Origin of the sequence: Chryseobacterium sp. MEBOG07 (genome assembly GCF_021869745.1) — a bacterium.
In the GTDB taxonomy this organism is placed as follows: domain Bacteria; phylum Bacteroidota; class Bacteroidia; order Flavobacteriales; family Weeksellaceae; genus Chryseobacterium; species Chryseobacterium viscerum.
Map to the genome: position 1 here is coordinate 3,051,068 of NZ_CP084579.1, position 14,277 is coordinate 3,065,344.

12 protein-coding genes and 1 pseudogene are annotated in these 14,277 nt (G+C 35.9%); 10 read left to right on the plus strand and 3 right to left on the minus strand.

The genetic code is table 11. From position 1 onward, the window contains the following. Nucleotides 1-217: 217 nt before the first annotated feature. The 4 genes from LF886_RS14110 (at nt 218) to LF886_RS14125 (ending at nt 5,964) form a co-directional block, all read left to right on the plus strand. Entirely contained in the window at nt 218-2,761 is a 2,544-nt protein-coding gene (locus LF886_RS14110; RefSeq protein ID WP_236850142.1) for an FtsK/SpoIIIE family DNA translocase, read from the plus strand. Nucleotides 2,762-2,824: 63 nt separating this feature from the next. Beyond that, the gene (locus tag LF886_RS14115; protein ID WP_109738988.1) at nt 2,825-3,472 is read left to right on the plus strand and encodes a LolA family protein; all 648 of its coding nucleotides are present in this window, start codon (nt 2,825-2,827) and stop codon (nt 3,470-3,472) included. A 110-nt stretch (nt 3,473-3,582) separates the two neighbouring features. Further along, on the plus strand, nt 3,583-5,040 hold the full coding sequence (locus LF886_RS14120; RefSeq protein ID WP_236850143.1) for an LptF/LptG family permease: 1,458 nt from the start codon (nt 3,583-3,585) through the stop codon (nt 5,038-5,040). A 132-nt stretch (nt 5,041-5,172) separates the two neighbouring features. Continuing rightward, a complete protein-coding gene (locus tag LF886_RS14125) occupies nt 5,173-5,964 on the plus strand; it encodes a hypothetical protein (RefSeq protein WP_236850144.1) in 792 nt (263 codons plus the stop codon). Between the two features lie 224 nt (nt 5,965-6,188). Here the strand turns inward: LF886_RS14125 and LF886_RS14130 are convergent. Beyond that, a pseudogene (locus LF886_RS14130) lies at nt 6,189-7,246 on the minus strand (3-oxoacyl-ACP synthase III family protein). 571 nt (nt 7,247-7,817) lie between these two features. Further along, on the minus strand, nt 7,818-8,372 hold the full coding sequence (gene frr / locus LF886_RS14135) for a ribosome recycling factor (RefSeq protein ID WP_236850145.1): 555 nt from the start codon (nt 8,370-8,372) through the stop codon (nt 7,818-7,820). A gap of 462 nt (nt 8,373-8,834) precedes the next feature. Between frr and LF886_RS14140 the strand changes: the two genes are divergently transcribed. Continuing rightward, a complete protein-coding gene (locus LF886_RS14140) occupies nt 8,835-10,190 on the plus strand; it encodes a lipase family protein (protein ID WP_236850146.1) in 1,356 nt (451 codons plus the stop codon). 83 nt (nt 10,191-10,273) lie between these two features. Here the strand turns inward: LF886_RS14140 and pyrH are convergent, their stop codons facing one another. After that, nucleotides 10,274-10,981: a UMP kinase gene (gene pyrH / locus LF886_RS14145; protein ID WP_109738992.1), complete on the minus strand. Its 708-nt coding sequence runs from the start codon at nt 10,979-10,981 to the stop codon at nt 10,274-10,276. Nucleotides 10,982-11,148: 167 nt separating this feature from the next. On the opposite strand from pyrH, the gene porQ reads away from it, so the two are divergent. From porQ to LF886_RS14170, 5 genes are all read left to right on the plus strand, one after another. Then, on the plus strand, nt 11,149-12,141 hold the full coding sequence (porQ, locus tag LF886_RS14150) for a type IX secretion system protein PorQ (protein ID WP_236850147.1): 993 nt from the start codon (nt 11,149-11,151) through the stop codon (nt 12,139-12,141). An 84-nt stretch (nt 12,142-12,225) separates the two neighbouring features. Then, entirely contained in the window at nt 12,226-12,900 is a 675-nt protein-coding gene (gene cmk, locus LF886_RS14155; RefSeq protein WP_124531164.1) for a (d)CMP kinase, read from the plus strand. Between the two features lie 96 nt (nt 12,901-12,996). Next, entirely contained in the window at nt 12,997-13,350 is a 354-nt protein-coding gene (locus tag LF886_RS14160) for a YtxH domain-containing protein (RefSeq protein WP_236850148.1), read from the plus strand. A 75-nt stretch (nt 13,351-13,425) separates the two neighbouring features. After that, nucleotides 13,426-13,734: a phage holin family protein gene (locus LF886_RS14165; protein WP_103234809.1), complete on the plus strand. Its 309-nt coding sequence runs from the start codon at nt 13,426-13,428 to the stop codon at nt 13,732-13,734. A gap of 191 nt (nt 13,735-13,925) precedes the next feature. Beyond that, nucleotides 13,926-14,237, plus strand: a complete 312-nt coding sequence (locus tag LF886_RS14170) for a hypothetical protein (RefSeq protein ID WP_236850149.1) — start codon at nt 13,926-13,928, stop codon at nt 14,235-14,237. Nucleotides 14,238-14,277: the final 40 nt, after the last annotated feature.

The following is a 14,277-nucleotide window of genomic DNA, read 5'->3' on the forward strand; positions in this document are numbered from 1 at the left end:
TAATTTAACAGGATCAGATTTGGATAAACAAAAAAAATAGTCTTATTTTATTTTCTAAATAGTAGAAAATATTTTTCAATCAAGTTTTAAATAATCGCTGTAAAAAGCGGGATTTCCAAAATGTTTTTTGGAGAAAAAAGATTCTTTTAGTGTTGAAAAAACATTAAATTTGTGACATTGATATTATGGACAAAAAGACACAAAAAAACAGAATGAATTGCCTGAAAAAGGCAGAATTTTATCTAAGCCCCGTATTTTTTCCGGGCTTACTTTTATACTGTTCTCGGCTGTTCTCGCCTTCTCATTCATCTCTTATTTAATGAACTGGAAAGCAGATCAAAGTCAAGCGGGAACGATGCTGGACAAAACTATACAATCTTCAAATATCTTTGGTAAGGTGGGTGATTGGCTGGGAAATATTTTCATTTTCGAAAGTATTGGTATTGCCTCATTTATTATTGCATTTTTATTTTTAGTAGTCGGTACGATGATTCTTAAGAAAAAAATCTTCAAACCCTGGAAAACCATCGGACATTCTTTATTCTTCATCTGCTGGCTTCCTATTTTTATGGGAGCACTTACCAAAGGGCAAGGTGTTTTAGGAGGAGTCTATGGATTTCAGATTATGGATTACCTTAATTCTATCATTGGAACAGTAGGTCTGTGGACTGTATTGGCAGCAAGTATTCTTTTATATTTTATTCTTGAATTTAATCTTCGTCCAAGTTCCATCAAAGCAAAACTGGATAAGATCAATGAAAATACAATTGGAAAAGTAAAATCTATGATTCCTGATTCTGATGAAGATTTCGAAGCTGATGAGGAATTGAAAGAAGAAATGGAAGAGGCAGAACAGGAAGTTGCTCCTCGTGTTACGGTAAGCGAAGTTTCCAGTAATAGTTCCAATAATTCAATTAATACAGTGAAAGAGCCAGAACCGGTGAGTATTCCGAAAGGATTTCCTGAAGTTCCGCTTTCTACCAATATAGAAACAATTACCACTCCCAATCATACTTCTTTTGAAGCGGAGCCAAGAGAAGTGAACCAACCGGTAAGCTTAAATTTATCTACAAAACCAGTTATTCCGGTTTCCACTCCGGAGGAAGCATTTGATATCAGGCCTTCTACTCCATCTCCTGCAGCACCTTCCCCTGCGCAGGAAAACATTAAATTCAATGTAGAAATAGCTCCGGTTATTGATATTCTGGACGATTCTGATAAAAAATCACAGGAGCTTGTAGAAAAACATGGTTTGTATGACCACAAGCTGGACCTGGCTAATTTCCAGATGCCGCCTGTAGATTTACTGAAAGACTATGGAAACGAAGAGATTTCTATTAACAAGGAAGAGTTAGAAGAAAATAAAAATAAGATTGTTGGACTTCTGAAGAATTTCAACGTAGGAATTGCAGAGATCAAAGCTACCATAGGTCCTACCGTTACTTTATACGAAATTGTTCCGGAAGCGGGAATCAGAGTAGCAGCCATCAAAAAACTACAAGATGACATCGCACTGAACCTCTCTGCTTTAGGAATCAGAATTATTGCTCCGATGCCTGGAAAGGGAACTATAGGTATTGAGGTGCCAAGAAAAAACCCTACAATGGTTTCTATGCGTTCTGTAATTGCTTCTCACAAATTCCAAAATACGGATATGGATCTCCCGGTGGTTTTTGGTAAGACAATCTCCAACGAAGTTTTTATGGCCGACCTTTCAAAAATGCCTCACTTGCTTATGGCAGGAGCAACAGGTCAGGGTAAATCTGTAGGGATTAACGCCATTCTTACTTCTCTTCTTTACAAAAAACACCCAAGTGAACTGAAGTTCGTTATGGTGGATCCTAAAAAAGTGGAACTTTCATTATATTCAAAAATTGAAAGACATTATTTAGCAAAACTGCCAGATGCGGAAGAAGCGATCATTACAGATACCAATAAAGTAATCAATACCCTGAACTCTCTTTGTGTTGAGATGGACACCCGATATGACCTTCTGAAAAATGCTTTCTGTAAAAACCTGAAAGAGTACAATAAGAAATTTACAGAAAGAAAATTAAATCCTGAAAACGGACACCGTTATTTACCCTATATTGTATTGGTAGTAGACGAGTTTGCAGATTTGATTATGACAGCAGGGAAAGAAGTTGAATTACCGATCGCCAGACTCGCACAGCTTGCAAGAGCCGTAGGTATTCACCTTATCGTTGCAACACAAAGACCTTCTGTAAACGTAATTACGGGTATGATCAAGGCCAACTTCCCTGCAAGAGCAGCCTTTAGAGTAATTTCCAGTGTAGACTCCAGAACAATCCTTGACTCTACAGGAGCAGATCAGCTGATTGGTAAAGGAGATATGCTTTATTTCAACGGAAACGAAATCTTAAGACTTCAGTGTGCTTTCGTAGATACTCCGGAAGTAGAAAGACTTGCAGAGTTTATTGGAGAGCAAAAAGGATATGCTTCAGCATTCTTACTTCCTGAATATGTTTCTGAAGATTCTACAAGTTCAGTAGGTACTTTTGACCCGAATGAAAAGGATGCTTTATTTGAAGACGCTGCCAGAATTATTGTTTCTACTCAGCAGGGATCTACCTCAATGCTTCAGAGACAATTGAAACTTGGGTACAACAGAGCCGGAAGAATCATGGATCAGTTGGAAGCAAGTGGTATTGTAGGAGGTTTTAACGGAGCCAAAGCAAGAGAGGTGATCATCAGTGACCTTCATTCTTTGGAACAGTTTTTGGAAGATCTGCGTAGTTAAAGGGAAAATTGAACGATTTAACCTTTCAAAATTAAGAATGTCTAAAGATTATTAAATAAAAAAATGAAAAATATTATTTCAAAAGTTATATTAGGAAGTTTTGTTGTAAGTGCAGTAGGTATGGCGAATGCTCAGAAGATTGATGCTAAAGCCAAAAAGATATTAGATGATATTACAGCCAACTACAATTCTAAAAAGAATTCTTACTTCAAATTTTCTTTTGGAAGCGGTCTTAACGGACAGGTTACGAAAACGGAACCGGGTATTTATTATGTTGCCGGAGAAAAATACAAACTGAAGATCATGGATACAGAGCAGATCTTCGACGGAAACAAAATTTACAATATCAATGCTGATGATATGGAAGTAACGGTTGCTAAACCTAATGGAAGTGGCACCATGTTCTCCCCTATCAATTATCTTACAACCTATAGAAACGATTATAACGTAACGTATAACGGGAAGAAAATGGTTAACGGTGTCAATGCTGATTTTATTAAACTGACGCCTGTAAAAGCAAACGGAATACAGTTTGTGTACATTTTTGTAGATTCTGCGAAAAAGCAAATGGTAAAACTGGAACAGCACGGAAATAACAAAGATGTTGCTGTAATTGCGATTAAAGAATACAAAGAAAACCAGGAATTGGATCCTAATATGTTTGTTTTTGACAAGAATAAGTTCAAAAACTACGTAATTACAGAACTTTAAAAAGCTGAAAGTGAATTCGCAAATAAGCAAATTTGCTTTTTAAATTAAAAAAATAACAAAATATAAAAAGCCACAAGTAAACTTTGTGGCTTTTTGATTAATTTTGGCGCATGTTAAAAATACTAGACCGATATATCATAAAAACCTTCTTTGGACCGTTTTTCTTTATATTCAGCGTATTGTTTTTCATTTTTATTGTAAACATTATCTGGGTTCAGTTGGGACAATTTATGGGAAAAGGGTTAAGCTACTGGCAGATCCTCAAACTTCTTTTTTACCTTGGGGTAAACGTTATCAGTATGGTTCTTCCACTTACGATCCTCCTCGCGAGTATCATGTCATTCGGGGAATTTGGTGAACGGTATGAGCTTGCCGCAATGAAAGCAGCAGGAATTCCTTTGACAAGGGTAATGACTCCTTTGCTTGGAATTTCAACGGCACTTGCTATCATGCTGTTTTTCTTCTCTAATAATATTATCCCGGATTTTCAGAAAAAAGCCAAGAACATGCTTTTCAATATTGCCCAGACAAAGCCGGCAATCAATTTTACCCCGGGGCAGTTTATTGATCAGATTCCTGGTTACATGGTAAAGTTTGACAAAATATACGGAGAAAACGGAGAAAATATTGAAGGAGTTTTTGTTCATAAAAAAGCCAATGCTTACGAAAATCAACAATCTGTAGTGGCAGAAAAAGGAAAGTTTGTTCCGGCTGCGAATAAGAACTACCTAAAGCTTGTCTTGTATAACGGATATGTATTTGAAGATGCATTCGCTGGAAAAGGTGACAATGTAAGACAGAAACAGCCTGATCAGGCTATTAAATTTGATACCCTTACTTCCCACTTTGACATCAGTGAGATCATTAATAAAGCGATCGAAAAAGAACAGATTACAGACGACTACCGTTTCCAGACGTATAACCAGCTCAATGGAACGATTGCTAAGAACAAGAAAGACAATAAACAGTTCTTTGACAATATAGGCTCTGAGGTCCTTAACCAGACTAATTCCGTTGTCACTTATATGGATAAGGGCAACAAACATAAGGTGGCTCCCAAAACCCAGATAAAACTGGATACGGTAAAAGGTGACAAAAAACTGGAAATCATTTATAACTCCTACAACAGGTTAGAAAACCTAAAATCAACTTTGGAGTCTAAAAAGAATGAGTACAGTTCCAATGTAAAATACTTCAGTAAGGTGGTAATCTATCAGCAGAGAATTGTTGCTTATTCGGTGACCTGTATTATCTTCTTCCTGATTGGAGCCAGTTTGGGGTCTATCATCAGAAAAGGAGGAATGGGACTTCCGGTAATCATTGCGATTGTCATTTTCATTATCTTTTATGTAATGAATGTTGGGGTAGAAAACATGTCATGGAGCGGGAAAATGAACCCTTATCTTGCAGCGTGGCTTCCTAACCTGATCCTTCTTCCTTTTGGAGTATGGATGACATATAAAGCACTTACCGATTCACAATTATTTGATGCGGAAAAATACAAAACACTATTCAAACCGATCACAAAAAGGTTTACAAAAAGTAAAGAACATCAGAGATATCAGTAATTCTGATACAAGAAATAAGATTAATAGTAAAGCTTCGATTTTTTCGGAGCTTTTTTATTGATTTTTAGCAAAACATTTAGTTTCATATTATTGAATATAAAATTTATATTTGCTGGAATTTAAAACAAAACCATGAAGAAATTACTAATTATTGGCCTATTTGGTCTTCTTTCGTTGAATGTCTATGCTCAGGAGCAAGATGAAAACGGAACCTATAATGGTGAAAAATACGGATACATTATTGATAAATCAGGAAGGAAAACGGAAGGAGTTATACATCTGCACGGAGGCTACTCCAGCCCATGGCAAAATCAGTTAAAAGTAAAATTTGCTGCAGTTGCTGATATTGATAAAGTAAAAAACAAAATCAAATTTAAAACCTACGATACAAATGACATCAAAGAATATATGCTGTATGAAGGCGATACTCCAAGAGTTTTTAAGTCTGTAAAATATTCCAATATGAGAGAAGCTTTAAACAGTTTTGAAAGCACAACAGGATTGGCAGCAGGCTTTAAAGCGATCAATAATCTTTCCAGAACGGATCAGTTTGCAGAAGTTATAGTAGAGGGTAAAATAACTGTTTATAAGTTGTATGGTTATCCTACAGCTCTTTCTGCAAACAGTACACAGGCAATCACCTATGCAGAAACAGAAAGACTAAAAGAAAACCCGAATTATATCTTTTCTAAGAAAAACGGAAAAGTAGAGGAACTGACCCCCGCAAAAGCAAAAATTATCCTTGCAGACTGCCCTTATGTAAAAGCAAAAATTACAAAAGGAGAATATGGTTCCCTGAAAAATGAAGAGAAGAAAAGAAGCGGTCTTGGGAAATTTATCAGAGACGAAATCAGCAATTCTACAGTAGATAAACTTTCAATTATCAATGAAGTGATCTATGATTACAATGAAAATTGTAAATAAAATAAATGTAAGGCTTTCAATCGAAAGTCTTTTTTGTGATCTTAATTTATTTGTATTTTTATCAAACACTCCATACTATCCTAGGAAAACTTTATGTAAAACACAAAGACCAGAAAGCATCAATACAATACTATAAAAACAAAAGAGGATTCCGATGGGAACCCTCTTTTTATATTCTTAAAACTGAAGTTTATATTTCTATAATTTCAGTGTATTTTACAAGCTTAAAACTGATAAACAAAAGCGTTAATATTCATTCCTGCTCCTACTGAAGCAAATAATACTACATCATTTTTCTTAATCTTATGATGCTCCATTTCATCCTTTAAAATCATTGTCAACAAAGTGGGAATAGTTGCCACACTGCTGTTTCCAAGTTTATGAATAACCATAGGCATTATATTTTCAGGAACCGGTTTTTCATACAATTGATAAAACCTGCTAACGATGGCTTCATCCATTTTTTCATTCGCCTGGTGAATAATGATTTTATCCAGCTGGTCAATGGTAAAACCACTGCTGTCCAGACATCTTTTCATGGCATCAGGAACATTTATAAGAGCAAACTCATATATTTTCCTTCCATCCATTTTGATGTATCGAGTATCCGGACATTTATCATTGTTGTAAGATTTTCCAAAATACAGGAAATCTTTCTCATTGAATGTATAAGAAGCCGATAAATGGGCCTTTATACCAGAATCGTCATCGTTGTTAACTTCCAGAATAGCCGCTCCTGCTCCATCAGCATAGATCATACTGTCTCTGTCGTGAATATCCACTACACGGGAAAGCGTTTCAGCACCAATAACCAAACATCGTTTTGCAATACCCGCTTTAATAAAGGCATTAGCCTGTATCACTCCTTCAATCCATCCAGGACAGCCAAAAAGAACATCATAGGCAACGCAGAAGTTATTTCTGATCCCTAATAAATGTTTTACTCTTGCTGCAAGGCTGGGTACCGAATCAGACTGAATGGTCCCGAAACGGACATCTCCGAAATTATGGGCAAATATGACATAATCTAATGTTTCAGGATCTATCCCTGCATCTTCTATTGCCGCGCGGGCGGCAATAAAGCCAAGATCTGAAGTGACCTCTGTGCTATGGGCATATCTCCTTTCTTCAATACCTGTAATTTTTTTAACTTGTCTGTAATGGAAGCATTATTCTCTTTTAATAATACCCCTTCTTCATTAAGAAAAATATGTTTATCAAAAAATAAATTGGTTATTGTTTCCGATGGGATGTAGTTGCCTACACCAATAAATTTAGTCATCGCTTTAGCATTTTGATTTCCAGATCATTATATAATAAATCGGAATAATTTTGTAAATATAACGATTAAAAGCTAATAATCATCATTTCTTTTTATGCAAAGAATACAGATCATCACTGATAAAAATGCAACATTCTATCATTCAATAACTTTAATTTTCAATAAAAAAACAAAAAAGATGCTGCTAAAAAACATCCATGAAGATCTGTTAGTTCTTGGTAGAGTGAATTGAGTCAAACAAAACCTCCTGCTAGTAACAAGAGGTCCAATGAAAACAACAGAATCATTAAAGCTTCCGGCCTCATTGTTCTACAATAAAAAAATAACTTAATATATTGAAAATGTCATTTTTACAAATTAACATCTAAAGCTACACTATTAAAAATGGATACTACTATAAAGATTATATTTATTTGAAAAGGAAAATCCTCATAGAAAATATTTTCTTTTGATATCCCATCATTCTCTTTGTGTACAGCATCAACATAAAAAACTACTGCTATTGAACTTTATCCTACAAAAAAAGAGGCTCCCATTGGAAACCTCTTGATTATTTTCAAATAACTGAAAATTATACTTTCATAATTTCAGCTTCTTTTGTCTTAAGATGCTCATCGCAAAGTTTTACATATTTATCTGTATAAGCCTGGATTTCTTCTTCCACACCTTTTACAACATCTTCAGAAACGCCTTCTAATTTTTTAAGTTCTTTCAAACCATCCTGTCTTGCATTTCTTACAGTTACTTTAGTATTTTCAGCTTCCACTTTAGCTTGTTTTGCAAGCTCTCTTCTTCTTTCCTCCGTCAAAGGCGGAACATTCAGGATAATATTCTCTCCATTATTAGAAGGTGCAAAACCTAAATTTGAGTTGATGATCGCTTTTTCAATTGCATTGATTGCGGTTCTGTCCCAAGGTTGAATAGAGATTGTCATTGCATCCGGAACAGAAACATTCGCAACCTGGTTGATAGGAGTAGGTGCTCCATAATATTCTACCATTACATCCTGAACCATTGCTGTAGAAGCACGTCCTGCTCTAATTCTTTGAAATGCATGATCCAAGTGCTTTACAGCCCCATCCATGTCTTGTTTTACAGATTCTAATATAAGATCTAATTCTTCCATTATTATATTAAAGTTTGATAAGTTACACATCTATTAATAAGTCTGAATATCAATTGTTTAAAATTAAAAAACACTGTAAAAACCAGTGATTTCTAACTGTTTTAAACTATTTTTTTCTATTCAATGCTGCAAAAATAATAATTGTTTTTGAATAATAGCTATTTCCATAGATGGATTTTGTGCAGTTCCCCCTGCAGGGTAACTGCTTGTTTGAAAACTCTACTGAAGCCAAGAACCTGAAGTACAAATACCTATCTTATATTTTGGGCATTTCTACTTACTGACATATCATTTTTTATGGCTTATTTTACTATGTGCTTTTAAAGAAGCTTCTTATTGATAAACATGGCTGATCTTGAAATAAGATCAATGCTATGATAAAAAATGGAAAGTCTTACAAAAGATAATTCCCTGAAAGATAACTCTTATCATTTTAAAAACTAATTTTAAACCAATCACATTATGACAAATCCATCTTTAGACGCCTATCAACAAGTTTTTGCTATGTCAGGTCTTGCCAACCGTGCCGGGGGCTACAACGGTTTTGGTATCCAACTGCAGCAACAGCTTCAGTATGATTTATCTTATTATTTTAACAATGTTCCTCCAGTTAAAATAATGGACCAGAAAACACCTTCAACAGCCAATCCTTCAGTGCTGGAAAAATTAGGAAGCTGGGATCTTGTTTGGGGCCCTGCCCTGATCGAAGAAAAAAATGAAAAAGGTGTTCCTACCGGTGTTGCAGATAATGCATTATATGTAGCTAAGTCTAATGCTGTCGCATTTCCGGGAGGTCCTACATTGCCTACTTATGTTGTAGCGATTGCAGCAACGAACCCTTCCTCCCTTTATGACTGGGAAACAGAAGATTTTTCGGTAGCTGAAGTTGTGAACTGGACAACTTATAACCCTTCCAATTTCGCTCCGTCAGCGTATAATGGTACTGACCCTTATATTTCAAAAGGGACTGCTACCGGTATAAGTATCCTTCTCGAACTTGAAAGCCCTTCTTCTGCAGCTTCACCCAATACCACACTCCAGCAGTTTCTTGCTGGCTTAAATCCGGATCCGGGTACAGCCATTATATTTTGCGGACACAGTCTTGCAGGAGCATTATCTCCTACTCTTGCTCTTTATCTTAAAGAAAATAAAGATCTAAATGCTTTCGGAGTAACGCTTGTATATCCTACTGCCGGACCAACGCCGGGTGAGACAGCATTTGCCAGTCTGTTCAATAGTAAATTTCCACCGTTGCCTCCAGGATGGCAGCAACAAACAGGTCCTTACCAAAGCTGGAATACGATGCACTGGAATGATCTTGATGTTGTGCCTCATGCATGGCCAGTATCAGAACTGGGGAAAATTTCCACTATATATGGCCAGGCCACTACCAATATGACGGCCTCCATATTAACAGCTTTACAAACGATGGCTATCACTGATTCTTCAAATTCAGGAGCCAGTTATACTAGAATACAAAATCAATCGCTTCTAGGTCAACTCCAAAACTTAAGCAGCACCTCGATTATCATCAAAACACCTCCTGAGACCTTGCAGGACTATATGCTCCAGTTATCAATACAACATGTGGGGATGTATAATGGTATTCCTGCAATAGGGTCTAATCTACCAGTAAAAGGTCTTATTTTAGACCAGCCATTACCCAAACCAGACGTTGTACTGGTACCGGGAGTAACTGCTGTCTCCGAATTGGAAATGATTATGAAAATAATAAATCAGATCATTGGGTGGATTTCTTCCCATTATATTTTGGTTGAAAAGGAAAATGCCCCACAAAATGTTGAAGCAGACCAATAAGTATTAAAAACTATTATAAAAACAAAAACACCTGTCACGCTAATCGTGGCAGGTGTTTATTATATTTTTTCAGCTAAAGTTGATTATAAATCAACCAAAGTACCTACATTTTCTCCATCTACAATTTTTTCTAAATTCCCGTCTTTATTCATATCGAATACGATGATAGGCAATTTGTTTTCATGACTCAAAGTAAAGGCAGTCATATCCATTACTTTAAGGTTTTTCTCAAATACCTCGTCAAAAGATAATGAATTGTATTTTACAGCATCAGCATTCTTCTCAGGATCGCTGTCATAGATTCCGTCTACTCTTGTTCCTTTTAAGATTACATCAGCTCCTATTTCGATGGCTCTTAAAGTAGCCGCAGTATCTGTTGTAAAATAAGGGTTTCCTGTTCCTGCTCCGAAGATCACTACTCTTCCTTTTTCAAGGTGTCTTACTGCTCTTCTTTTGATGAAAGGTTCAGCTACTTTATCCATTTCGATAGCAGACTGAAGTCTTGTCTTGATTCCTGCATCTTCCAAAGCTCCCTGTAGTGCCATTCCATTGATTACAGTTGCCAGCATTCCCATATAATCTCCCTGCACTCTGTCCATTCCTTTTGCAGCTCCTGCTACACCACGGAAGATATTTCCTCCTCCAATCACAATCGCCACTTCACAGCCTTTTTCTACTACTGTTTTGATCTCTGCAGCATATTCCTGCAGCCTTTCGTTATCAATACCGTATTGTCTGTTTCCCATTAAGGCCTCACCGCTTAGTTTCAGAAGGATTCTTTTATATTTCATCTTTTATTTTTAGTAACTTTTTATTAGTATGGGTCTCCCCTGAATTTGATTTTGCAAATATAATCATTAAAGATATTGATAGAAGAAAAATATTTAAATAGAAATAATGTAAGAAATATTTTGAAAAGTACGAAAAAGGATTATTTTTGCATTAATTATAAATTGAGTTGAAGAAAATTATCATTTTTTCATTATTTCTATCAGGAATTGTTTCTTATGCACAAACAGGAACAAATGTTTATCCGTTCTTAAATGTACCTGTATCTGCAAGACAGGCTGCTTTGGGTGGAGATGCAATTTCGATAAGAGATTATGATGTTTCCTTTGCTATTGCAAACCCTGCCCTGTTAAATAAAGATTCCGACAAACAGCTTTCCGTCAACGCAACGGCTTATCTTGCCGATTCGAAATACGGTACTATTGCTTATGCCAAAGACTTTGAGAATGGCCACATGGCTACCATCAATGCAAGGTATATGAGCTATGGAAGTATTCCGAGAACGGATGAAAGCGGTTTTCAAAATGGAGAATTCAAAGCTTCAGATGTCGCTATTGGTGCGGGCTACGCCTACCAGTTTGAAGAAGACTGGACGATTGGTGGAGGACTTAATTTTATTACCTCAAAAATTGACAACTATACTTCTTCCGCTATTTCAGGAACTGCGGGAGTTACCTATCATAATAAAAAGACCAAAGAAGTACTTTCTCTTGTGATGAGAAATTTTGGTTTCCAGCTGAAATCATTCAACGGGGAAAGAGAAAATCTTCCTTTCAGAATTGATGTGGGATATACCAAAATAATAAAGAACTTCCCTCTTGCGATCACGATTACAGCACACGATCTTCAGAAATTTGATATTTCTTCCGAATACAATCTTGACGGACAGAAAGTGAATGCCGGCAGAAAAATTGCAGACCACTTTTCATTGGGAGCAGAATTGTTTCCGGAGAAGAATTTCAATATCAGATTGGGATATAATGTGAAAAGAGGAAATGAACTGGCTGTTGCAGATCAAAGAAATTTCTCAGGACTTTCTGCAGGATTTGGAGTTAAAGTTTCCAGATTCCGTATCGATTATGCTCACGTAAGATATCACAACTCTTCGAACGTCAATCAAATAGGAATTTCTATGGACCTTTCCAGCCACAGAGGAGAATAATCTGTCTGGAAGAAAATTTCTTAATTATTCTGATTTTTTTTTACTTCCCCTTGATTTTTAAGAAAAAATCTTGAAATTTGCAGTATGAAAAAACCTGTAATTGCTATCGATGGGTACTCGTCTACCGGAAAAAGTTCTATCTCCAAAATCATTGCTGATAAACTTGGACTTATTCATATGGATACAGGGGCACTTTACAGAGGAGTTACCTGGTATGCATTACAGCATTGTCTGAATGAAAACAGCGAGATTGATCTGAACAGATTATTCTCTTCCTTAGACCAGATCAAACTTGAATTCAAAAACAACGACGGAACGCTTATTCTTTTCCTTAATGATATCGATATCTCTAAAGATATCCGCACCAATATCGTATCTGACAATGTAAGCCTGGTTGCCAAGCAGAAAGAAGTAAGAGATTTTCTGCTGCAGTCACAACGCTCTTTGGCAGAAAAAGGTGGTGTTATTATGGACGGACGTGACATAGGGACAGTAGTTCTGCCAAATGCGGACTATAAATTCTTCCTTACTGCCAGTATTGACGAAAGAACCAACAGGAGATTTTTGGAACTAAAAGGACTGGGAATTGAAGCAGATAAAGAACAGGTAAAGCAGAACCTTATTGAAAGAGACAAGATTGACAGCGAGCGCGAAATAGCCCCATTGAAGCAGGCTGAGGACGCTATCGTTATTGATAACTCAGCATTAACCAAAGAAGAAACCATAGATCTTATTTTATCTCACATCGAAAAGATTTAACAATTTTTAATAGGCTTAAAGCCTCCTTTGGTATACAAATTGTAAGTTTTATTACTGTAAAAACTAATCTTATTATTAATTATTAAAAAACTTAAAATGTCTAGAAAAGAAAAAAATACAGCAGGTATATTGGCAGGACTTCTTGCAGGTGCTGCGGCAGGTGTAATCTTAGGAATGTTATACGCGCCGGAAGAAGGTAAAGAAACCAGAAAAAAGATTAAAAATAAAGCAAATGATCTTAAAGATCAGGCTAAAGATAAGTATGGAGAGGTTTCTGAAAAAATGAAAGACCAGTACAGCAATATTTCTTCTACTTTCAAAGAAACTGCAAACACAGTAGCACATACTGTGAAAGACGGATATGACAAATACAAAGATCAAATTGTTGCTAAAACGGCAGATGTAGTAAAGGATGTAGAAGCAGAATTGAATGATCTAAAAAATAAGTAATTTATCTTTTTTAAGTAAATTACAGAAAGGAACTTTTGTGAGAAAGTTCCTTTTTTTGTAACTTTAAAAAAAACAATGATAGAAACTATTAAAGAATATGCCTCCAAGAGAATAGATCTTCTGAAAATTGAAGCTACTGAAAAGTCATCTCTTTCTGCTGGTCTCATTACCTACTTTGTAGTACTCCTTGTTGCTTTTGCTTTTTTTATTATCCTTTTCAATTTTGGAATAGCCTTTCTTATCGGAAAAGCACTGGATAATTACTCCTACGGATTCTTAATTGTTGCTGCATTCTATGCACTTGTAATGGCCTTTGTCATTGCCTTCAAAAATAAGATTGTCAATGCTGTTGCAGATCAGGTTATTAAATTTTTAAATCATTAAACTATGGGCAGAAAATACGAAAGCATAGAAGAATTAAGAAGAAAGAAAAAACTGCTTCAAGGGGAAATAAGTGATCTGGAAAACCTTCTTACCTTCAAAACACGAAAGAAAGCTTAAGTGCATTTACCAATGGTTTAAGCGATCAGTATCTGCAGGAAAAGGTAGATGAAGATGGTGATGAAAAAGTGGTATTGAGAAAAGATGTCATTGCCAGACAATTGACTTCAGAAGTAAAAGACCTTCTGATCAACAAAAATACAGCCGTGGGGCTTGCTAGTTCCGCCTTCAAAGGAGGAAATATTACAGACAGCCTCGTTAAGCTGGGAGTTACCGCTATCGTTGGAAACTATGCCAAAAATAATATGAAAAGCTCTAATTGGAAGAAAAAACTGATTGGTGCTGCATTGATCTATCTTGCTCCTATAGCATTGAAATATGTCAGAAAAAAGATGGAAGTATATCAGAAGAATAAAAGTGTTTCCAGCTTGGAACAATTGATATAAAAGGTAGATGTTAGAAACTAGAAGTTAGAGAATACCCAGT